A 19,870-nucleotide genomic window follows, 5' to 3' on the forward strand; every position below is an offset into this window, starting at 1 on the left:
GGCGCGCTCTTGGCGGGAGCGCATTTGCGCCGGGGCCAGGAGCGGGAGGCGCCGTGGGGTGGGGCCCCACAAGGCCTTCCGCGACGCCGCCCCGGCGCAAATGCGCCCCGTCCCGAAGGGATCCAGCGAAATCGGCCCGCTGCCGCGTTGCTCGTCGTCGAATATGCCCGGCATGTCCTTCCTCCTCGCGCCTAACAGCGGGCCGATTTCACTCGGACCAGGAGCGCGCCGTAACTGTCAACAGGCCCTAGGGGGCGGCGAACAAGAGGGAGTTGCGTCTCAGGCCGCGATCGCGTCGGCGCCGACCATGCGCACGCCGGCCTCGGTCATCGCCTGGCGCGCGGCGGCGAGCGAGCCCTCGAGGTCGATCGCCCGGCAGGCGTCCTCGATCACCAGGGTCTCGAAGCCTTCCCTGGCCGCGTCCACGGCGGAGAAGTGCACGCAGAAGTCGGTCGCCAGCCCGGCGGCGAAGACCCGGCGGAAGCCGCGCGTCTTCATGTAGCCGCTCAGCCCGGTCGCGGTCTTCCGGTCGTTCTCGTAGAACGCCGAGTAGGAATCGATCGCCGGGTCGAAGCCCTTGCGGACGATCAGCTCGGCGCGGTCTGTGTCCAGGGCGTCGTGGAAGGCGGCGCCGGGCGTGCCCTGGACGCAGTGGTCCGGCCAGAGGGTCTGGGCGCCGTAGGGCATCTCGACCGTCTCGAAGGGCTGGCGCCCCCCGTGGGAGGAGGCGAAGGAGCCGTGGCCCCGGGGATGCCAGTCCTGAGTCATGAGGACATGATCGAAGGCCGCCATGAGCCGGTTGATCACCGGCACCACCTGGTCGCCATCGGGCACGGCCAGCGCGCCGCCGGGGCAGAAATCGTTCTGCACGTCGATCACCAGGAAGACGTCTCCGGGCTGGCGCGCGATCTTTTCCATGTCGGGCTCCTCGGTCGGTCGGGCTCGCGGCCCAAGTCTAGTATCGGCGCCGTGCCGGCGCATGCCCTTCTTTGGCGCCCCTGCGACGCTCGTTCCAGGTCTTGTCTTGGTCCGCCTTCCGGCTATCTTGCCTGGGAAACCAGAGCAAGGGAGCGCGGGGAGGCGTCATGAGCGAGCTCATACAGCACTACATCGGCGGACGGCTGTCCGAGGGCAGCGGCGGCCGCCGCGGCGACATCTACAACCCGGCGCTGGGCGAGGTCATCCGCCAGGTCGCCTTCGCCGAGGTGAGCGACGTCGACGCCGCCGTCGCGGCGGCCAGGGAGGTCTTTCCCGAATGGGCGGCGACGCCGCCGCTCCGGCGCGCGCGGGTCATGTTCAAGCTGAAGGGCCTGATCGAGGCCAACATGGACGAACTGGCCGCGCTGATCACCGAGGAGCACGGCAAGACGATCACCGACGCGAAGGGCTCGATCACCCGCGGCCTCGAGGTCGTGGAGTTCGCCTGCGGCATCCCCCACCTGCTCAAGGGCGAGTACAGCGAGGACGTCGGCGCCGGCGTCGACAGCTATTCGGTGCGCCAGCCGCTGGGCGTGGTCGCCGGCATCACGCCTTTCAACTTCCCGGCCATGATTCCGCTCTGGATGGCGCCCATGGCGCTCGCCTGCGGCAACACCTTCGTGCTCAAGCCCTCGGAGAAGGACCCCTCCTTCTCGCTCAGGCTGGCCGAACTCTTCAAGGAGGCGGGCGTGCCGGACGGCGCGTTCAACGTGATCCAGGGCGACAAGGTGGCGGTCAACGCCATACTGGAGCACCCCGGAATCCAGGCCGTCAGCTTCGTCGGCGCCACGGCGACCGCCGAGCACATCTACCGGACCGGCTGCGCCCACAACAAGCGGGTCCAGGCCCTGGGCGGCGCCAAGAACCACATGATCGTCATGCCCGACGCCGACATGGAGCAGGCGACCGACGCCATCATGGGCGCGGCCTACGGCTCGGCCGGCGAGCGCTGCATGGCGGTCTCGGTCGCGGTCGCGGTCGGCGACGAGGTGGCCGATGGCCTGATCGACCGCCTCGCGCCTCGGGTGCGCGGCCTCAAGGTCGGCCCGGGCACCGACCCGGAAGTCGAGATGGGCCCCCTGGTGACCAGGGAGCACTACGACAAGGTCATGGGCTACATCGACCACGGCATCAAGGAGGGCGCCACGCTGGCGCTCGACGGCCGCGATCTCAAGCTCCAGGGCTACGAGAACGGCTACTTCATGGGTGGCTCGATCTTCGACAGGGTGACCACCGACATGAAGATCTACCAGGAGGAGATCTTCGGCCCCGTGCTCTCGGTGGTGCGCGCCCCCGACTACGGCGCGGCGGTCGAGATGGTCAACGGCCACGAGTACGGCAACGGCACGGCGATCTTCACCCGCGACGGCGACGCCGCCCGGCACTTCGCCAACTCGGTGCAGATCGGCATGGTCGGGGTCAACGTGCCGATCCCGGTGCCCATGGCCTTCCACAGCTTCGGCGGCTGGAAGCGCTCGCTGTTCGGCGACCACCACATGCACGGCCCCGAGGGCGTGCGTTTCTACACCAAGCTGAAGACCATGACCACGCGCTGGCCGACCGGCATCCGCGCCGGCGCCGACTTCAACATCCCGACCATGTAGCAGTCGCGGCGGGCGCCTTACGGCTTCCGCAGCACCATCATGCGCGAGAAGTAGACGCGCTCGACCTGCTCGACCTCCAGGCCCGCCTCCTCGAACAGGGCCGTCAGGTCCGTCTTCGCGTAGTCGATGTAGTAGGGCTCGTGGAAGGCAACGGGGAAGTAGGACAGCAGGCCGTCGAACTCGGGCCGGTCGCCGTACTGGATCGAGTCGATGAAGATCAGCTTGCCGCCCGGCTTCAGGATGCGCGCGATCTCGCGGGCGACCTCGGGCCGCACCTTCTTGGGCAGCTCGTGGAACAGGTAGATGCAGGTGACCACGTCCTGGCTGGCCTCGGCCAGGCCGGTCGCCTCGGCCGGCGCGACCAGGTAGTTGATGTCACGCCAGGACTTGAGGTCGTCGCGCGCTTTCTCGACATAGGGCCGGCTGAGGTCCAGGGCCGTCACCTTGAGCCGCGGGTAGTTGTCCTTGACGAAGCTTAGGAAGCGCCCGGTGCCGCAGGCGATGTCGGCGAGGCGCGTCTCGCTCTGGCGCCGGTCCTTCATGATCTCGTAGAGCGGCACCAGGGCCTGGCGGCGCATGGCGTCGGCGCCGCCTACGAAGAGCACCTCGACCTGGTGGTCGTAGAGTTCGGCGGACTCGCGGCTCAGGTAGCCGTCGGTCTGGAAGTGGAAGTTCTGGCGGTAGTAGTTCGGCAGGGCCGCCGAGTCGGGATGGGTCTGCAGCACGTCGCGCCCGCCGCGGCCGTGGCGCCGCTTCTCGACCTTGTTGAGGTCGGAAAAATAGCTGCCGGCCTGGGCCAAGGCCTTGAAGGGGCTGGCCGCGAGGTCGTGGGGCATGCGGTAGTAGCCCTTCTCGATGTTCTCGAGGTCCCGTTCCATCAGCTTGGCGAGGTCGACGAGAACCTGCCGGGTGTCCGGCATGGGGCCTTCGATCGGCTTCCGCGCCTTGACCGGCGTGGTCAGTCGCGCCGAGAGCCAGTACTGGCCCCAGTAGAGCCCGACGCGGGCGCCCTGCCCCAGGACGTAAGCGGCGCGGGAAAGCGGGTCCTGCATGCGTCAGCCTCCTGCGAACTTGCTGGTGGCGATCCGCCGGGTGCCGCTGCGCAGCACCGAGCGGGGCGCGAAGCGGCTGGCCAGGGCCGCCAGGCGGTTGCCGCCGCCGACCACGTGGACCGTGCGCCGGCCGAGCTGCGCGAGGCCTTCCCGCGCTACGCGCTCGGCGCTGGTCATGCCGAAGGGGTTCATCCCGACGATGCCCGCGCGGTCGAAGAAGTTGGTCCGGGTCGCGCCGGGGCAGAGCGAGAGCACGTCGACCGGCTGTCCCGAGAGCTCCGAGGCCAGGCTCTCGCCGAGCGCCAGGCCGAAGGCCTTGGTCGCGGTGTAGGTGGCGAGCTGCGGCAAGGGGAAGAAGGCCGCCGTGCTGGCCACGAAGATCAGGCCGGCGCGCCGGCGCCGCTCGCCGGCGCGGGCCAGCATGCCCGGCAGCAGCGCGCGGGTCAGGGAGACCGGGGCCAGGCAGTTGACCAGCACCATCTCCGACTCGCGCTCCGGCGGGTTGTCGGCCAGGGCGCCGAAGGCGGCCAGGCCCGCGTTGTTGATCAGGAGGTCGACCGGCCGCTCCGCGGCGAAGTCGATCAGGGCCGTTCGGCCCTCGGCCTCGGAGAGATCGGCCGCCAGGGTCTCGATCCGGCGTTCGCCGCCGCCCAGCTCGGCCGCGAGCGCGTCCAGCCGGCCGCGGTCCCGGCCCGTCAGGACCAGGTCGGTCGCCGGCGGCAGGGCGCGGGCGAAGGCTTCGCCGATCCCGCTGGTCGCGCCCGTGATCAGAGCCAAGGCGTAGGGCATGTTCCTCTCTCGCATGTCATCCTGCGGCTCCGCGCCGCCCTGTCAATCGCGGCGCCGCCGTTCCTCTTGCCCGGCCTCTCCGCCTTTCCTATCAATCCCCCGGGTCCGGGTGAAGGAAGGGGAACGACATGTCTGATACGCCGCGGTTCAAGACCTTGGATGACCTGGATATGGAGGGGCGGCGCGTACTCTTGCGCGCCGATCTCAACGTGCCGGTCAAGGACGGGCGCGTCACCGACGCGACGCGGATCACCCGCCTGGTGCCGACCCTCGAGGCGCTGCGCGGGCGCGGCGCACGGGTCGTGCTGATGTCCCACTTCGGGCGGCCCAAGGGCAAGGTCGTGCCCGAGATGTCGCTCGAGCCCCTGATCGGCCCCTTGAGTGACGCCCTGGGCGGCGCTCCAGTGGCCTTCGCGGGCGACTGCATTGGCCAGGCGGCCGAGGCGGCGGTCGCGCGCCTCGGCCCGGGCGAGGTCGTCCTGCTGGAGAACCTGCGCTTCCACGCCGGCGAGGAAGCCAACGACGCGGACTTCGCGGCCGCGCTCGCCGTGCTCGGCGAGCTCTACGTCAACGACGCCTTCTCGGCCGCCCACCGGGCCCACGCCTCGGTCGAGGCCCTGGCGCGGCTGCTGCCGGCGGCGGCCGGGCGCCTCATGCAGGCCGAGCTGGAGCACCTGGCGCAGTGCCTCGACGACCCGCGGCGGCCGCTCGCGGCCGTGGTCGGCGGCGCCAAGGTCTCGACCAAGCTCGACCTGCTTGGCAACCTGGTCCAGCGGGTCGATCTCCTGGTGATCGGCGGCGGCATGGCCAACACCTTCCTCAACGCGCTGGGCGTCGGCGTCGGCAGGTCACTGTGCGAGCACGACCTGGCCGAGACGGCGCGCGCCATCGTCGAGAAGGCCAAGGCCGCGGGCTGCGACATCGTGCTGCCGACCGACGCGCGGGTCGCCGGTGACCTGGCGCCCGGCCAGGAGGAGCAGATCGTCTCGATCAAGGCGGTGCCGGAAGACGCGATGATCCTCGACATCGGGCCGGCCTCGGCCGAGCACCTTATGCGCCGCCTGGGCGAGTGCTGCACCCTGGTCTGGAACGGGCCGCTCGGCTGCTTCGAGACCCCGCCCTTCGACCGGGGCACGACCGTGGTGGCCCGGGCCGCGGCCGAGCTGACCGAACAAGGCAAGCTGCTGTCGGTCGCCGGCGGCGGCGACACCGTGGCGGCGCTGGCCCAGGCCGGCGCGCTCGAGCGCTTCTCCTACGTCTCGACCGCGGGCGGCGCGTTCCTGGAATGGCTCGAAGGCAAGACCCTGCCCGGCGTGGCGGCGCTGGAGGCGGCCAACTAGCCCTCGCCCTTGGGAGACGGAGGGGACCGACGCCGAAGGCGTTGGGAGGGTGAGGGCCGGTCGTTTCGAGAATTGGGCAACTGGCTCACCCGAACTAACGCGCCCTCACCCGGCTCGGCGGTGCCTCGCCACCCTCTCCCGGGGGGAGAGGGTACTGATCAGTGCATCGTGATCAGCAGGTTCTTGAGCGTCGCCATCTCTTCCAGGCAGCGCCCCGTGCCGAGCACGACGCAGGACAAGGGGTCGTTGGCGAGCACGACCGGCAGGCCGGTCTCGCGGCGCAGCACCGTGTCCAGGTTGCGCAGCTGGCCGCCGCCGCCGGTCAGCACGATGCCCTTCTCGATGATGTCGGCGGCGAGCTCCGGCGCGGTGTCCTCGAGCGCGTCCTTGACCGCGTCGACGATGGCGCTGACCGCGTCGCCGAGGGCCTCGGCCACCTGGCGCTCGGTGATCACCAGCTCTTTCGGGATGCCCTGGGTCAGGTCGCGGCCCTTGACCTCCATGGTCAGGCCGTCGCCGGTGCCGGGCGCGCAGGCGGCGCCGATCTCCTTCTTGATCCGCTCGGCGGTGCTCTCGCCGATCAAGAGGTGATGGTTGCGCCGGATATAGTGGATGATCGCCTCGTCCATGGTGTCGCCGCCGACCCGCGCCGAGCGGGCGTAGACGATGCCGCCGAGCGAGAGCACGGCGACCTCGGTCGTGCCGCCGCCGATGTCGACTACCATGGAGCCGGTCGGCTCGGTCACCGGCAGGCCGGCGCCGATCGCCGCCGCGATCGCCTCCTCGATCAGGAAGACGTGGCGCGCCCCGGCCGACTCTGCGGCCTCCTGGATCGCCCGGCGCTCGACCGCGGTCGAGCCGGTCGGCACGCAGATGATTACCTGGGGACTGACGAAGCTGCGCCGCTTGTGCACCTTGCGAATGAAGTACTTGATCATTTCCTCGGCGACTTCGAAGTCGGCGATCACGCCTTCGCGCAGCGGCCGGATCGCGTGGATGCCGCCCGGCGTGCGGCCGAGCATCAGCTTGGCCTCGTTGCCGACCGCGACCACGCGGCGCCGGTCCTTGACCTCGGCGATCGCCACGACCGAAGGCTCGTTGAGCACGATGCCCTGGCCCCGGACCGCCACCAGCGTATTGGCGGTGCCCAGGTCGATGGCCATGTCGGCGGAGAAAAATCCGAGAAGACGAGAGATCATATCTGTTCTTCCAGCTCTTCCTGCTGTGCCGCGGTGCCGCGGCGTTGAACCACTCCCCTGGGTCCGCCCGTCCGCCGGCCGGACCCGGCTGTTCAGGTGCCCAGGCCGGGCTCCTTCGGCTTATGCGTCGCGCTGCGCCAGCCCTCACCGGCCATGAGGACACAGGTCTCGCCGCCGGGCTTGGAAACGATCAGGGTCCAGGTCTTGCCGTCGCCGGTCGACAGGACTTGGACCATCTGTCCGTCCTGGGTCAGCCCGCGGGCCACCGGCGCTTCGTCGTAGACTGCCGAGAAGCGGTCAAGAATCTTGTCGTGCGTGTAGCAGGCCGGCTGAGCCTGGGCCGGCAAGCTTGCCGCCGCGAGCAAAGGCATCGCCGCAACGACCCGCAAGATCCAACTGTTCACCATCGACGGCAATCCTTCCACAACCCCGCAAAATGGCCCTGAGCGGCCGGCATCAAGTCGCGCCGCACCGCCATTCCATCGTTAAGTAAGAGCGTTAAGATTTCCTCAATTTCCTGGCGGCGTGCCGCGCCGCAAGGCGCGCTTGTTCGCCGTCGGGCGCTGGTCCACACTGCCGCGATGACCCGAACAGAGCGCGGCGGCCCCAGCTTCGAGCGGAAGGTTCCCGAAGGCGACGACCACGCGCGCCTGGTCTGCATCGATTGCGGCTTCATCAACTACGAGAACCCCAAGATCGTGGTCGGCGCGGTGGTCTCCTGGCGCGAGGAGATCCTGCTCTGCCGCCGGGCGATCGAGCCGCGCGAGGGCTACTGGACCATCCCGGCCGGCTACATGGAGCTGCACGAGAGCGCGGCGGACGGCGCCCGGCGGGAGGCCTGGGAAGAGGCGCGGGCGCGGATCGAGATCGATCAGCTCATGGCGGTCTACTCGATTCCCAGGATCAGCCAGATCCAGCTGATCTACCGCGCACGGCTCGCCGATCCCGAGTTCGGACCCGGCCCGGAATCGACCGAGGTCGGACTCTACCGCTGGCCGGACATACCCTGGGACGATCTCGCCTTTCCCTCGGTCCACTGGGCGCTGAATCATTTTCATGACCTGCGCGACGAAAAGGCCTTCGCGCCGCGCGGCAACCCGCCTGACGCCAGCGGCTGAGCGGCGCGGCGCAGCGGCCGTCATGCGCACTGCGGGAGCCGCCCTGCTACTCCTCGGTCTCCTCGCCGTTGAGACGAGAGCGGGCTCACATGATCGCCCTGTCGACCTGGAGCTGGTCCTGGCGGTCGACGTCTCGGCCAGCGTCGATGAAGCGGAGTACCGTCTGCAGACGGTGGGACTGGCCGCGGCCTTTCGCGACCCGGCGGTGATCGCGGCGATCGAGGCCGCCGGAGACCAGGGCATCGCCGTCACCCTTGTCCAATGGGGCGTGGGACTGGAGCAGAAGCAGGCGGTCGGCTGGGCCCACGTCCGCGACCCAGCCTCGGCCGCCGCCTTCGCCGACGCCGTGCTCGCGAGCCCCCGTCTCTTCGTCGGCAACGGCACCTCGATCTCCCAAGCGCTGCTCTACGCGGCGCGCCTGTTCGAGGACAACGGCTTCGCCGGCCGCCGGCGGGTCATCGACGTTTCGGGCGACGGCCGCAACAACTCCGGCCCGGCGCCGGGGGTGGCCCGGGACCGGGTGCTGGCGCTGGGCATCACCGTGAACGGGCTGGCGATACGCGACCGCGACCGGGGCCTCGGGCGCTACTTCGCCGACCACGTGATCGGCGGCACGGCCTCCTTCGTCGTGGTGGCCGACGACTTCAGCGATTTTCCGCGCGCGATCCGCCGCAAGCTCCTGCGCGAGATCCAGGCGCCCCTGTCTCGGAGAGCGCCGCAACCCGGCGGCCTGACCGTCAGCCGGCGTTGAGCAGGACCGCGCCGGCCGCCACGGTGGCCGCCGCGGCGATCCGGCGCAGGCCGAAAGGCTCCTTGAGCGCCATGGCGCCGATCGCGGCGGCCATCACCACGCTGGTCTCGCGCAGGGCGACGACGTGGGCCATGGCGCCCAGGCTCATGGCCCAGATCACGATGCCGTAGGCCAGGGTGGAAATCGCTGCGGCGCCGAACCCAATCTTAAGGTTGGGCAGAAAGCTGACGCCGATCCGGCCGCGCCGGCGCCAGAGCGCATAGAGAAAGAGCGGCCAACCTTCGAGCGCGAAGAGCCAGAGGATGTAGCTGATCGCCGAGCCCGCGTTGCGCACGCCGATACCGTCGGTCACGGAGTAGAGCGCGATGCTGAGTGAGGTCAGCAGGGCGAAGGCGATCGAGCCGGCTTCGCCGGCCCGGAGGACATGACCCCGGCGCCAGGCGAGCGAGAGGATTCCCAGCGACACGACCGCCACGCCCAGCATCTCGCGCGGCCTGAGCGCCTCGCCGGCCCATATCCAGGCGGCCGCGGCCACCAGCACCGGCGCGGCGCCCCGGGCGATCGGGTAGACTTGACTCAGGTCGCCGTGCCGGTAGGCGTGGATCAGGAAGCCGTAGTAGGCGGAGTGGATCACGATGGACGCGACGAGATAGGGCCAGCTCGCGGGGTCGGGAAAGGGAACGAAGAGGGCGCCGAACAGGCAGAACGGGGATGCGAGGATCATCGCCAGCGCCATGATCACCAGGCGGTCGCCGCCCGCCTTCACGAAGGCGTTCCAGGTGGCGTGCATGACTGCCGCCAGGAGCACGAGGGCAACGACTCCGGTATCGAGGGCTATCGGGAGAACTCCTCAAATCGGAACAACCAAGTATCGTCGCCCCGCTACTAAGAGGGCGCGATTAGGTCGGGGCGGCCTTGCGGCGGACGATGGCCTCGGCCAGCGCGGCGAGCAGGCCTTCGAGGCGCTCGCGCCGCTCCGTGTCGATCAGCCGCCCGGCTTCGTCGAAGGCGGTTCGCGCCCCGGGGATCATGACCTCCGGGCGGTTGATCACGGCGGCGTTCAGGAAGACGAAGCACTGCCGCAGGTGGTACTGTGCCCGGGCGGTCCCCAGGCCCCCAGGGCTGGTGCCCATGATCGCGACCGGCTTGCCGTCGAACGGCTGGTCCGGCGCCCTCGAAGCCCAGTCGATGGCGTTCTTGAGCACGCCGGGAATGGAGTAGTTGTACTCGGGCGTCGCGATGAGGACGCCGTCCGCCCGGGCCAGGGCGGCACGAAACCCCGCCACCGCCGGCGGAAAGCCGACCTCGTAGACATCGTTGTCGTAGAGCGGGATCGGTCTCAGGTCGAAGCTCTCGATGGTCATGCCCGGCGGCGCCAAGTGCCGGGCGGCTTCGATCAGGACCTTGTTGAGCGACTGCTGCCGCAGGCTCCCGGCAAAGGCCAGGACCGTGCAGCCCGCGCCTTGGCTCATGCGGACGTGCCGCGACGCCGCCAGCGGGTCAGGAGCTTGGACATCCGGTTGGCCAGCGCCAGTCCGGGCATCCGCGCCCAGCTGGCCAGCCGGCCACGCAACGACCCCGCCACCTCGGCTTGCTCGAGGAGCACCTGCGCGCCCTCGCTGTCCGGCTCGCGGTTGAGGACGGCTTCGGCGATCAGGCGGGCCTTGGCCGTGTCTCCCTTGCGCAGCGCGGCGAAGCCGAGCAGGAGCTGGGCCAGGTCGTTCTCCGGCTCGCGGTGCAGGATGTCCTCGGCGCAGCCCTCGGCCTCCTGGTCCCAGCCGGCGTCCTCGGCGTTGGCCGCGACCGCGAGCAAGGCCTCGACGTTGTCGCCGGCGGCGGTTCGCGCCTCCTGGAGCGCCCGCCGGGCCTCCCGGTCCCGGCCCAGCTGCCGGCAGCACTCGACCAGTTCCAGGTGGCCGTCGACGTTGGAGGGATCGCTCTCGATCGCGGCCCGGTAGCTCTCGACCGCCTGATCCAGGGCGCCGCGGGCACGGTCCAGCCGGGCCTGGGTCAAGCGCACGTAGGCGGCGTCCGGGTCGATCTCGATCGCCCGCGCAACCGAGGGCTCGGCCGCATCGACGTCGTCCTGGAGCAAGGCGACGTGGGCCAGCATGGCGTGCCCGAGCGCGCTTCGCGGCGCCGCCTCGAGGTGCGCCTCGCAGGCGGCGCGCGCCGCCGCCAGGTCGCCCAGGCTGGTCAGGCTGTCGAGCAGGACCGCGAGCGCCTCGCTGTCCCTCGGCTCGTGCCGCAGGATCACGGCCGCGTTGTTCCGGGCTTCCTCGGGCCGGCCGGCGCCGAGCTCGACCGCAGCCAGGATACGCCGCGCTTCGAGGTCGTTCGGATCCAGCTTGATCGCCGCCTCCAGGCACTCCCGCGCCGTATCGCGGTCGCCGCCCAGCCAGGCGAAGCGGGCGCGCAGCACCAGCACCGAAGGGTCGAAGGGGTCGAGCGCCTCGATCTGCGCCAGCGTGACCCGGGCCTCGTCGAGCCTTTCCAGGGCGATCTGCGCTTCGGCCAGGGCGCAGAGGAAGCCGACCTGGTCCGGTTCCAGGTCGACCGCCCGGCCGTACCACAGCACAGCCTGGCGCCGGTCGCCCTGGACCTCGTCGATCAGGCCGGCCACGAAGTAGGCGGCGGCGAAGTCCGGGTCGATCTCCATGGCCCGGCCGACCGACTTCTTGGCCGCCGGCAGATCGCCGGTCAGGGTCAGAATCCGGCCGCGCAAGGCGTGGCCGCCGGCGTGCAAGGGCTCCTCGGCCAGCGCTTCGTCCACCAGGCTCAAGGCGCGCGACAGGTCGCCCCGGTAGAGCAGGTCGGAGGCGGTCTCAAGCTTGTCGTGGGCGCTCATCATGGGGGCGCTCGGTTCCTTCGCCTGCCCGTTCAGTCGTCCAGGCCTACCAGGGCGTTGGCGAACTCCCGCGGATCGAACGGACGCAGATCCTCGGGTCCCTCGCCGACTCCGACCGCGTGGACCGGAATGCCGAAGCGCTCCGCCAGCGCGACCAATACACCGCCGCGCGCCGAACCGTCCAGCTTTGTCACGACCAGGCCGGTCACCTCGACCAGCTGCTTGAAGGTCTCGACCTGGGCGTGGGCGTTCTGGCCGGTGGTCGCGTCGAGTACGAGGATACAGTGGTGCGGCGCCGCCGGGTCGATCTTTTTCAGGACCCGGCTGATCTTCTGCAGCTCGGCCATCAGGTCGGCCTTGTTGTGCAGGCGGCCTGCAGTGTCGATCAGCAGCAGGTCGCGCTCCTCCTTGCGGGCCTGCTCCAGGGCCTCGTAGGCGAGGCCCGCGGCGTCGGCGCCCGGCGACTTCGCGATCACCGGGCAGTCGGTGCGGCGGCCCCAGATCTGCAGCTGCTCGATCGCGGCGGCGCGGAAGGTGTCGCCGGCCGCCAGCATGACGCTGCTGCCCTCGGCGCGGTGCCGCTGGGCGAGCTTGCCGATCGTCGTGGTCTTGCCGCTGCCGTTGACCCCGACGATCAGCGCGACGTTAGGCGTGAGCGCCGGGTCGAGCCGCAGCGGCAGGGCGACTGGCGCCAGGATGGCCGCGATCTCCTCGGCCAGCACGGACCGCACCTCCTCGGGGCTGATCTCCTTGTCGTAGCGTCCGGCGGCCAGCTTCGCGGTCAGCTTGGCCGCCGTGGCCACCCCCAGGTCGCTGGTGATCAGCAGCTCCTCGAGCTCTTCCAGGGCCGCGTCGTCGAGCTTTCGCTTGACCAGGATGCCGCGCAGCCCCTCGCCGATCTTGGACGAGGAGCGCGACAGGCCGCTCTTCAGGCGGGCGAACCAGCCGCCCTTGCCCGCCTCGTCGGCCGGCGTCGCGGTCATGGCGCGGCGGTCCCGACCAGTGCGCCGTCCTCGACGGCGGCGATCCGGCAGGCCGCAACCGTGCCGACCGCCGGGCCTTCCGCTGGGCTGGTCAGGCGTACCGGCGCGTAGTGCTCGCTGCGGCCGAAGCCTGGCTTCTCGATCAGAACGTCGGCGCGGCCGCCGACCCGGCTTTGCAGGAAGCCGTCCAGCGCGCGCTCGCCCGCGGCGCGCAGGCGCGCCGCCCGTTCCCTGCGTTCGGGCCCCGGCACCTGGGGCATGCGCGCGGCCGGGGTTCCGGGGCGCGCGGAGTAGGGAAAGACGTGCAGGTAGGTCAGGCCGCAGTCGGTCACCAGGTCAAGCGAGCGCTGGAACATCGCCTCGCTCTCGGTCGGGAAGCCGGCGATCAGGTCGGCGCCGAAGACCGCGTCAGGGCGCCGCCGCCGCGCCTCGGCGCAGAGCTCGATCGCGTCCCGGCGCAGGTGGCGGCGCTTCATGCGCTTGAGGACCAGGTCGTCGCCGGCTTGCAGGCTCAGGTGCAGGTGCGGCATGAAGCGGGGCTCCTCGGCCAGCAGGCGCAGCACGTCCTCGTCGAGCTCGACCGGGTCGACGCTCGACAGCCGCAGGCGCGGCAGCTCGGGCACCTGCGCCAGCAGCCGGCGGATCATCTGGCCGAGGCGCGGGCGGCCTGGCAGGTCCCGGCCGAAATCGGTGATGTCGACCCCGGTCAGGACCACCTCGGCGACGCCATTCTCGGCCAGCAGGCGGACCTGGCGCACGATGTCGCCGAGCGGCACCGAGCGGCTCGGCCCCCGGCCGAACGGTATGATGCAGAAGGTGCAGCGGTGGTCGCAGCCCTGCTGAACCTGGACGAAGGCCCGGGTGCGGCCCTCGAAGCCCTGGATCAGGTGCGCCGCGGTCTGCCTGGCGGCGGCGATGTCGTTGACCTCGACCCGCGCCTCGCCCGGCGCGCCGTAGCTCTCGAGCTTGAGCTTCTCCTCGTTGCCGAGCACCCGGTCGACCTCGGGCATCTCGGCGAAGCCGGCCGGATCGATCTGCGCGGCGCAGCCGGTGACGATGATCCGCGATGCCGGGCGCTCGCGCCGCGCCCGCCGGATCGCCTGGCGCGCCTGCCGCTCGGCCTCGGCGGTCACCGCGCAGGTGTTGACGATCACCGCGTCGCCCAGGCCGGCGTCCCGGGCGTGGCCGCGGATGACCTCAGACTCGAAGGCGTTCAGCCGGCACCCGAAGGTGATGACCTCGGTCTCGCCGCCCGGGCCGCTCATGACGGCAGGCCTTCCGGCAGGCGGCCGTGGAACGCCGTCGCCGCGGGGCCGGTCAGGATCACGTGGCCGTCCTCGCGCCATTCGGTCTCGAGCTCGCCGCCGTCGAGCTGAAGCGTCACCTGGCGCTCGGCCAGGCCGCGGCGGGCCGCCGCGACCCCGGCGGCGCAGGCGCCGCTGCCGCAGGCCCGGGTGATGCCGACGCCGCGCTCCCAGACCCGGTAGCGCAGGCGCCGCCGCGACAGGACCTGGACCAGGCCCACGTTGCAGCGCTCGGGGAACAGCGGGTCTTGCTCGATCTGCGGGCCCAGGGCGGCCAGGTCGACCGCCTCGGCGTCGGCCACGAAGAAGACGGCGTGGGGATTGCCCATGTTGACCGCCACCGGGTCGCCGAGCGGACCCAACGCAAAATCGAGGTGCAGGGTGTCGCGGGGTTCGGCCAGGGGGATATCCCGCCAGTCGAGGCGCGCCGGGCCCATGTCGACCGCGACGCGGCCGCCGCCGGCCTCGGACGCGGCGAGGATCCCCGCCGCGGTCTCGATCCTGGCCGTGGCGCTGCCGCTCTCGTCCATCAGCAGCCGCGCGACGCAGCGGGTGCCGTTGCCGCAGGCGCCGACCTCGCGGCCGTCGGCGTTGCGGATGCGCAGGAAGATCTCGGCCGCGCCGTTGGTCGGCGGCTCCATGACCAGGAACTGGTCGCAGCCGACCCCGAGCCGGCGGTCGGCGATCAGCCGCGCCTCCAACTCCGTGGGCTGGAACGGCTCTCGGCGCGCGTCGATCACGACGAAATCGTTGCCGAGGCCGTGCATCTTGGTAAACGCGCGGGCCGTCATAACGCCCGGTTTATAGGGCCCCGGACGGTCACAAGTCCAGGATCACGGCGGGCCCGGATCTGCTCTACGCGCAGTCCATCGCGGTCACCGAGACGCCCAGCAGCTCGTTGCCCTTGATGCTGCGGTAGGAGTAGCGGATATGGGCGCCGCCATCGAGCGCGCGGCGGCTCATGCGGTCGCGGCACACGGCGCGCTTCAGCTCCCTGGTCTTCTCGTCGACGATGCTCCGGTCGATATGGGTGCCGCCGACGACACGGTAGTAGTAGACCAGCCGGGTGTCGGATTCGACCTTGGCCCCGTTGATGACGATGTTGTGGGCGGCTTTCTCGCCCACCATGTCGTTGGCTGCGGACGCCAGATTGGCCAGGATGTCCGAGACCGGCATGTCGCCAGCCTGCCGGTCGGTCTGCGTTGCCACGTTCGCGCCAAGGACGAAGAATAGCCCGAACATCATGGCGCCGAACAAAATTCCCAGGGTTTTGCCCATGATCCTGCTCGCTTGGTCGAGAAACAACTCAAGGGGAGTCTAGGGGGAGGAGGCTAACGGACTCTTGAGTTTTGCAACATTCTTGTTACAATAGAAATCGTGTTTTACTCAGGCAGCGAAGTGAAATGGCCTGGAAATAAAAAGACTGTTAAGAAAAGGCTGAAGATTTCAATGAAACACCTCAAGAAACTCCAGAACAGAATGGATCTCACCCTGCTCGAATGGGCCCTGATTCTCTCTCTCGTCTGCATCATCTGGGCCGGAGTGGCTGATCTTTACCGTTCCACCGGCGGGTTCTTCGGCGGCTGAACGAGCCGGGTGCGCGTGCCCGCCGCCGCAGCGCGGCGCGGGTTCGCCAGCTTCGGCTTGACGCCGCGCCGTCGGGCACCTAGGTTCCCGCCCGTTCTGGCCAAGGCTTAACCCCTGGCTGCCCGCGGCGACGCGGGCGCTCCGTCAGTCCGCGAGTGTCGCGCACTGGCGCGATCGGCGTTTGTCTCGACGCGGGGTGGTTGCCCGGGCCCGACCGGAGCGAGAGAGCATGTTCGAGAACCTTCAGGAACGTCTCGGCGCCGTCTTCGGCAAGCTGACCCGGCGCGGCGCCTTGTCGGAGGCCGATGTGGGCGCGGCCCTGCGCGAGGTGCGCGTGGCCCTGCTGGAAGCCGACGTGGCGCTGCCCGTGGTCAAGGACTTCGTCGAGGCGGTGCGCGAGCGGGCGGTCGGCCAGGACGTGCTGCGCTCGGTCACGCCGGGCCAGATGGTCGTCAAGATCGTCAACGACCACCTGGTGGAGATGCTCGGCGGCGAGGGCGAGGGCCTCAGCCTGGAGGCGACGCCGCCGGTCGTGATCATGATGGTCGGCCTGCAGGGCTCCGGCAAGACCACCAGCACCGCGAAGATCGCCCTGCGCTTGAAGGAGCGCGAGAAGAAGAAGGCCCTGATGGCCTCGCTCGACGTGCGGCGGCCGGCCGCGCAGCAGCAGCTGGCGGTGCTCGGTACCCAGTGCGACGTGCGCACCCTGGACATCGTGCCCGGCGAGCCGCCGGTCGCGATCGCCAAGCGCGCGGTTCAGACCGCCGCGCTGGAGGGCTTCGACGTGGTGCTGCTGGACACCGCCGGGCGCCTCGCGATCGACGAGGAGCTCATGGCCGAGGTCGCCGCCGTGGGCGCAGCGACCAAGCCCCACGAGACCCTCCTGGTCGCCGACGCCATGACCGGCCAGGACGCGGTCACCGTCGCGCGGAACTTCAACGAGACGGTCGGGCTGACCGGCATCATGCTGACCCGCGTCGACGGCGACGCGCGGGGCGGCGCGGCGCTCTCGATGAAGGCGGTCACCGGCTGCCCGATCAAGCTGCTCGGCACCGGCGAGAAGCTGGACGCGCTCGAGGCCTTCCATCCGGACCGGGTGGCCGGGCGCATCCTCGGCATGGGCGACGTCGTCTCGCTGGTCGAGAAGGCGGCCGAGACGATTGAGCAGGACGAGGCCGAGAAGCTGCTCAAGAAGGTGCAGAAGGGCCGCTTCGACCTCGACGACATGGCCCAGCAGCTGAAGCAGCTGACCAAGATGGGCGGACTGCAGGAGATGATGTCGCTGCTGCCCGGCGTGCCCAACGTCAAGCAGCAGATGCAGAAGGCCAACATCGACGACGGCATGGTGAAGCGCCAGCTGGCGATCATCTCCTCGATGACGCCGAAGGAGCGCCAGCGCCCCGAGATCATCAAGGCCTCGCGCCGCCAGCGCATCGCCCGGGGCTCCGGCACCTCGGTGCAGGAGGTCAACAAGCTGCTCAAGCAGCACGCCCAGGCCTCCAAGATGATGAAGCGGGTCCAGAAGATGGGCAAGAAGGGCATGATGCGCGGCGGGCTTCAGAACATGCTGCCGCCCGGCATGGGCGGCCCCGGCGGCTTCAGAGGCTAGGGGTAGCAGGCCTTCGCGATGCTCAGCCACCTGACCCTGGGATCGAACGACCTGGACCGCTCGCGCGCCTTCTACGACGCCGCGCTGGAGTCGCTCGGCGTCTCCTGCGTGTTCGAGCAGGACGGCGCCATGGCCTACTCACTGGCGCGCAAGTCCTATCCCTGGCTCTGGATCTTTCCCCCCTTCGACGGCCTGCCGGCGACCTGGGGCAACGGCACCCACGTGGCCTTCATGGCGCCCAGCCGGGAGGCCGTTGCGGCCTTCCATGCGATGGGGCTGAAGGCCGGCGGCCGCGACGAGGGCGCGCCCGGCCCGCGGCCCGACTACGCGCCCGACTACTTCGCCGCCTATCTGCGCGATCCGGACGGCAACAAGCTCCAGGCGGTTCACTACGGCGAGGGCCGCAGCTGCGCGCCGGGCCAGGCGCTGATCTCCCACGTCACTCTGGGCAGCAACGACCTGGAGCGCTCCCGCGCCTTCTACGACAGGGTGCTGGCGACGCTCGGCCTGGAACGGCTCTTCGACGAGGCCGACGGCACGGCCTACTGCCTGCCCGGCACCCGGCGGCCCGCGGTCTCGACCCGGCGGCCCTTCGACGGGCGGCCGGCGACCTGGGGCAACGGCACCCACGTTGCCTTCCTGGCGCCGGCCCGCGAGGCGGTCCACGCCTTCCACGCCACGGCGCTCCAGGCCGGCGGCATCGACGAGGGCGCGCCTGGCCTGCGTCCGCACTACGCCAAGAACTATTACGCCGCCTACGTGCGCGATCCCGACGGGAACAAGCTCCAGGCGGTGTGCCGCAAACCCGCATAGCAAGCTTTCGACAAACCAAGAGGAACCGAAATGTCACTGAGAATTCGTCTGGCCCGCGGCGGCGCCAAGAAGCGCCCCTTCTACCGCATTGTGGTGGCCGATTCCCGGAGCCCGCGCGACGGCCGCTTCATCGAGAAGATCGGCACCTACAACCCCATGGTCGCCAAGGATCATCCCCAGCGGATCACCCTCAACGGCGAGCGGGCCAAGCACTGGCTGTCGGTCGGCGCCAAGCCGAGTGACCGGGTCGCCCGCTTCCTGGGCCAGGCCGAGATCATTCCCATGCCGGCGCACCCCAGCCAGACCAAGAAGAACCAGCCCAAGGCCAAGGCCCAGGAGCGCCAGAAGGAGCGCGAGGAGGCCGCCAAGGCGGCCGCCGAGGCGCCGGCCGAGGAAGCCCCGGCCGAAGCGGCCCCCGCCGAGGAAGCCCCGGCTGAGGAAGCCCCGGCGGCCGAAGCGGCCCCCGCCGAGGAAGCCCCGGCTGAGGAAGCCCCGGCGGCCGAAGCGGCCCCCGCCGAGGAAGCCCCCGCCGAGGAAGCGCCCGCCGAGGAGGCCCCGGCTGAGAAGGCCGAGAAGGCGGCCGGCTGAGCAGCCTCGCGGCCGTGCCTGGTTCCCGCGTCTGCCTGGGCGCCTTCGCCGGCGCCCACGGCGTGCGCGGCCTGGTGCGGATCAAGACCTTCACCGAGGTCCCCGAAGACGTTGCCGCCTACGGACCGCTCTCGGACGAGGCCGGCGCCCGAAGCTTCCAGGTCACCGTGACCGGCCGCGCCAAGGGCGCGGTCCTGGCCAAGGTCGAGGGTGTGGCTGACCGCGATGCGGCCGAGGCGCTCAAGGGCGTGCGGCTCTACGTCGACCGGGCGGCCCTGCCGCCGCCCGGGGACGCCGACACCTTCTACCACGCCGACCTGATCGGGCTCACGGCCGAGACGCCGGGCGGTCAGTCCTTAGGTCAGGTGGTCGCGGTCCAGGACTACGGCTCCGGGCCGCTGCTGGAGGTCCGAGACCGGGCCCGGAACGCGGCCTTCTACCCCTTCACCCGCGCGGTCGTGCCCGAGATCGACATCGCCGGCGGCCGCCTGGTGATCGCCCCGCCGGACGAGGCGTGAGCAATCTCGACTGAAGCCGGAACAGACGTCATGCCGCTTTCAATCGGATTGATCGGGTACGGCCACTTCGGCGCCTTTCTCCACGCCCTGGCGCAGCGCTTCCTGCCGGAAGCCACCCTCAAGATCCACTCGGGCCGGCGCCAGCCGGACGGCCTCCTGTTCTTCTCCCTGGAAGAAGTCGCGGCCTGCGATGCCGTCGTGCTCTGCGTCCCGATCAGCGCCTATCCGGCGACCCTGGAGCGCCTCGCCCCGCGCCTGGGCGACAGGAGCGTGGTGGTCGATGTCGCTACGGTGAAGAAGTTCACCCAGGACCTGCTCGAGGATTCCGGGCGTCCCTTCCTCGCGACCCACCCCATGTTCGGGCCCGAGAGCTACGCCAAGCGCGGCGGCGACGTGACCGGGTTCAGGGTCGTCGTCACCGGCCATAGCCTAGCGCCCGATGGCTACGCGGCGCTGCGCAGCAAGCTGAGCGAGGCGGGCTTTTCGGTGATCGAGAAGAGCGCGGAGGCCCACGACAAGGATCTGGCCGAGACCCTGTTCCTCACCCACTACGTCGGCCAGGTGATCGCGCGGGGCGGGTTCGAGCGCACCGACATCGATACCGTCTCCTTCGGTTCCCTGATGGACGCGGTCGACGCTGTGCGTCACGACGCCCGGCTCTTCGAGGAGGTCTGCCGTTTCAACCCCTATTGCCGCCAGGTGATCGAGCGCTTTGACGCGAGCGACCGCCAGGTTCGCGACGCCCTGCTGGGTCTTCCGCCGCCCGACAAAGGCTGAACCTAGCCGGGA

21 protein-coding genes and 1 pseudogene are annotated in these 19,870 nt (G+C 70.4%); 10 read left to right on the plus strand and 12 right to left on the minus strand.

Features of this window, described 5'->3' with window-relative positions; genetic code table 11:
• Positions 1-279: 279 nt before the first annotated feature.
• On the minus strand, positions 280-918 hold the full coding sequence (pncA, locus tag QNJ67_10530) for a bifunctional nicotinamidase/pyrazinamidase (GenBank protein ID MDJ0609401.1): 639 nt from the start codon (positions 916-918) through the stop codon (positions 280-282).
• Positions 919-1,085: 167 nt separating this feature from the next.
• Between pncA and QNJ67_10535 the strand changes: the two genes are divergently transcribed.
• Positions 1,086-2,582: a CoA-acylating methylmalonate-semialdehyde dehydrogenase gene (locus tag QNJ67_10535; GenBank protein MDJ0609402.1), complete on the plus strand. Its 1,497-nt coding sequence runs from the start codon at positions 1,086-1,088 to the stop codon at positions 2,580-2,582.
• A gap of 17 nt (positions 2,583-2,599) precedes the next feature.
• Here the strand turns inward: QNJ67_10535 and QNJ67_10540 are convergent, their stop codons facing one another.
• Together QNJ67_10540 and QNJ67_10545 are read right to left on the minus strand one after the other, a co-directional pair.
• Positions 2,600-3,634 carry a class I SAM-dependent methyltransferase gene (locus QNJ67_10540; GenBank protein ID MDJ0609403.1) on the minus strand — a complete coding sequence of 345 codons (1,035 nt, stop codon included), beginning with the start codon at positions 3,632-3,634 and terminating at the stop codon, positions 2,600-2,602.
• Positions 3,635-3,637: 3 nt separating this feature from the next.
• Positions 3,638-4,438 carry an SDR family NAD(P)-dependent oxidoreductase gene (locus QNJ67_10545; protein ID MDJ0609404.1) on the minus strand — a complete coding sequence of 267 codons (801 nt, stop codon included), beginning with the start codon at positions 4,436-4,438 and terminating at the stop codon, positions 3,638-3,640.
• A 113-nt stretch (positions 4,439-4,551) separates the two neighbouring features.
• Between QNJ67_10545 and QNJ67_10550 the strand changes: the two genes are divergently transcribed.
• Complete coding sequence (locus tag QNJ67_10550; protein MDJ0609405.1) at positions 4,552-5,763, plus strand: phosphoglycerate kinase; 1,212 nt, start codon at positions 4,552-4,554, stop codon at positions 5,761-5,763.
• Positions 5,764-5,921: 158 nt separating this feature from the next.
• Here QNJ67_10550 and QNJ67_10555 read toward each other — a convergent pair whose 3' ends face one another.
• Both QNJ67_10555 and QNJ67_10560 read right to left on the minus strand, forming a co-directional pair.
• Positions 5,922-6,962 carry a rod shape-determining protein gene (locus QNJ67_10555; GenBank protein MDJ0609406.1) on the minus strand — a complete coding sequence of 347 codons (1,041 nt, stop codon included), beginning with the start codon at positions 6,960-6,962 and terminating at the stop codon, positions 5,922-5,924.
• A 92-nt stretch (positions 6,963-7,054) separates the two neighbouring features.
• On the minus strand, positions 7,055-7,369 hold the full coding sequence (locus QNJ67_10560; GenBank protein MDJ0609407.1) for a hypothetical protein: 315 nt from the start codon (positions 7,367-7,369) through the stop codon (positions 7,055-7,057).
• A gap of 174 nt (positions 7,370-7,543) precedes the next feature.
• Between QNJ67_10560 and QNJ67_10565 the strand changes: the two genes are divergently transcribed.
• Together QNJ67_10565 and QNJ67_10570 are read left to right on the plus strand one after the other, a co-directional pair.
• Positions 7,544-8,080: an NUDIX hydrolase gene (locus tag QNJ67_10565; protein ID MDJ0609408.1), complete on the plus strand. Its 537-nt coding sequence runs from the start codon at positions 7,544-7,546 to the stop codon at positions 8,078-8,080.
• 22 nt (positions 8,081-8,102) lie between these two features.
• Positions 8,103-8,831, plus strand: coding sequence for a DUF1194 domain-containing protein (locus QNJ67_10570; protein MDJ0609409.1), 729 nt, complete (start codon positions 8,103-8,105; stop codon positions 8,829-8,831).
• Here QNJ67_10570 and QNJ67_10575 read toward each other — a convergent pair.
• The 7 genes from QNJ67_10575 to QNJ67_10605 form a co-directional block, all read right to left on the minus strand.
• Entirely contained in the window at positions 8,818-9,639 is an 822-nt protein-coding gene (locus tag QNJ67_10575; protein ID MDJ0609410.1) for an EamA family transporter, read from the minus strand. The two genes, QNJ67_10570 and QNJ67_10575, sit on opposite strands and share 14 nt — an antisense overlap.
• Before the next feature lie 91 nt (positions 9,640-9,730).
• Positions 9,731-10,303 (minus strand): NADPH-dependent FMN reductase, encoded by a 573-nt coding sequence (locus tag QNJ67_10580; protein ID MDJ0609411.1) that lies wholly within the window; start codon positions 10,301-10,303, stop codon positions 9,731-9,733.
• Positions 10,300-11,682 carry a tetratricopeptide repeat protein gene (locus QNJ67_10585; GenBank protein MDJ0609412.1) on the minus strand — a complete coding sequence of 461 codons (1,383 nt, stop codon included), beginning with the start codon at positions 11,680-11,682 and terminating at the stop codon, positions 10,300-10,302. Before QNJ67_10585 ends, QNJ67_10580 begins: the two co-directional genes overlap by 4 nt.
• 29 nt (positions 11,683-11,711) lie before the next feature.
• Positions 11,712-12,662, minus strand: a complete 951-nt coding sequence (ftsY, locus tag QNJ67_10590) for a signal recognition particle-docking protein FtsY (protein ID MDJ0609413.1) — start codon at positions 12,660-12,662, stop codon at positions 11,712-11,714.
• Entirely contained in the window at positions 12,659-13,927 is a 1,269-nt protein-coding gene (gene mtaB, locus QNJ67_10595; GenBank protein MDJ0609414.1) for a tRNA (N(6)-L-threonylcarbamoyladenosine(37)-C(2))-methylthiotransferase MtaB, read from the minus strand. Before mtaB ends, ftsY begins: the two co-directional genes overlap by 4 nt.
• On the minus strand, positions 13,924-14,757 hold the full coding sequence (gene dapF / locus QNJ67_10600; protein MDJ0609415.1) for a diaminopimelate epimerase: 834 nt from the start codon (positions 14,755-14,757) through the stop codon (positions 13,924-13,926). The genes mtaB and dapF overlap by 4 nt, the downstream gene beginning before the upstream one ends.
• A 64-nt stretch (positions 14,758-14,821) precedes the next feature.
• Positions 14,822-15,244 (minus strand): hypothetical protein, encoded by a 423-nt coding sequence (locus QNJ67_10605; protein ID MDJ0609416.1) that lies wholly within the window; start codon positions 15,242-15,244, stop codon positions 14,822-14,824.
• Positions 15,245-15,415: 171 nt separating this feature from the next.
• Here QNJ67_10605 and QNJ67_10610 point away from each other — a divergent pair, with 171 nt between their 5' ends.
• The 6 genes and pseudogenes from QNJ67_10610 (at position 15,416) to QNJ67_10635 (ending at position 19,858) form a co-directional block, all read left to right on the plus strand.
• Positions 15,416-15,553, plus strand: coding sequence for a hypothetical protein (locus QNJ67_10610; GenBank protein ID MDJ0609417.1), 138 nt, complete (start codon positions 15,416-15,418; stop codon positions 15,551-15,553).
• Positions 15,554-15,782: 229 nt separating this feature from the next.
• Positions 15,783-17,162: a signal recognition particle protein gene (gene ffh, locus QNJ67_10615; protein MDJ0609418.1), complete on the plus strand. Its 1,380-nt coding sequence runs from the start codon at positions 15,783-15,785 to the stop codon at positions 17,160-17,162.
• 18 nt (positions 17,163-17,180) lie between these two features.
• Positions 17,181-17,975: a VOC family protein gene (locus QNJ67_10620; GenBank protein MDJ0609419.1), complete on the plus strand. Its 795-nt coding sequence runs from the start codon at positions 17,181-17,183 to the stop codon at positions 17,973-17,975.
• Between the two features lie 30 nt (positions 17,976-18,005).
• Positions 18,006-18,365, plus strand: a pseudogene (gene rpsP, locus QNJ67_10625) (30S ribosomal protein S16).
• 212 nt (positions 18,366-18,577) lie between these two features.
• Positions 18,578-19,081 (plus strand): ribosome maturation factor RimM, encoded by a 504-nt coding sequence (gene rimM, locus QNJ67_10630; GenBank protein ID MDJ0609420.1) that lies wholly within the window; start codon positions 18,578-18,580, stop codon positions 19,079-19,081.
• 30 nt (positions 19,082-19,111) lie between these two features.
• Positions 19,112-19,858, plus strand: coding sequence for a prephenate dehydrogenase/arogenate dehydrogenase family protein (locus QNJ67_10635; GenBank protein MDJ0609421.1), 747 nt, complete (start codon positions 19,112-19,114; stop codon positions 19,856-19,858).
• The last annotated feature ends 12 nt before the right edge of the window (positions 19,859-19,870 follow it).

The organism is Kiloniellales bacterium (assembly GCA_030064845.1).
Classification (GTDB): domain Bacteria; phylum Pseudomonadota; class Alphaproteobacteria; order Kiloniellales; family JAKSDN01; genus JASJEC01.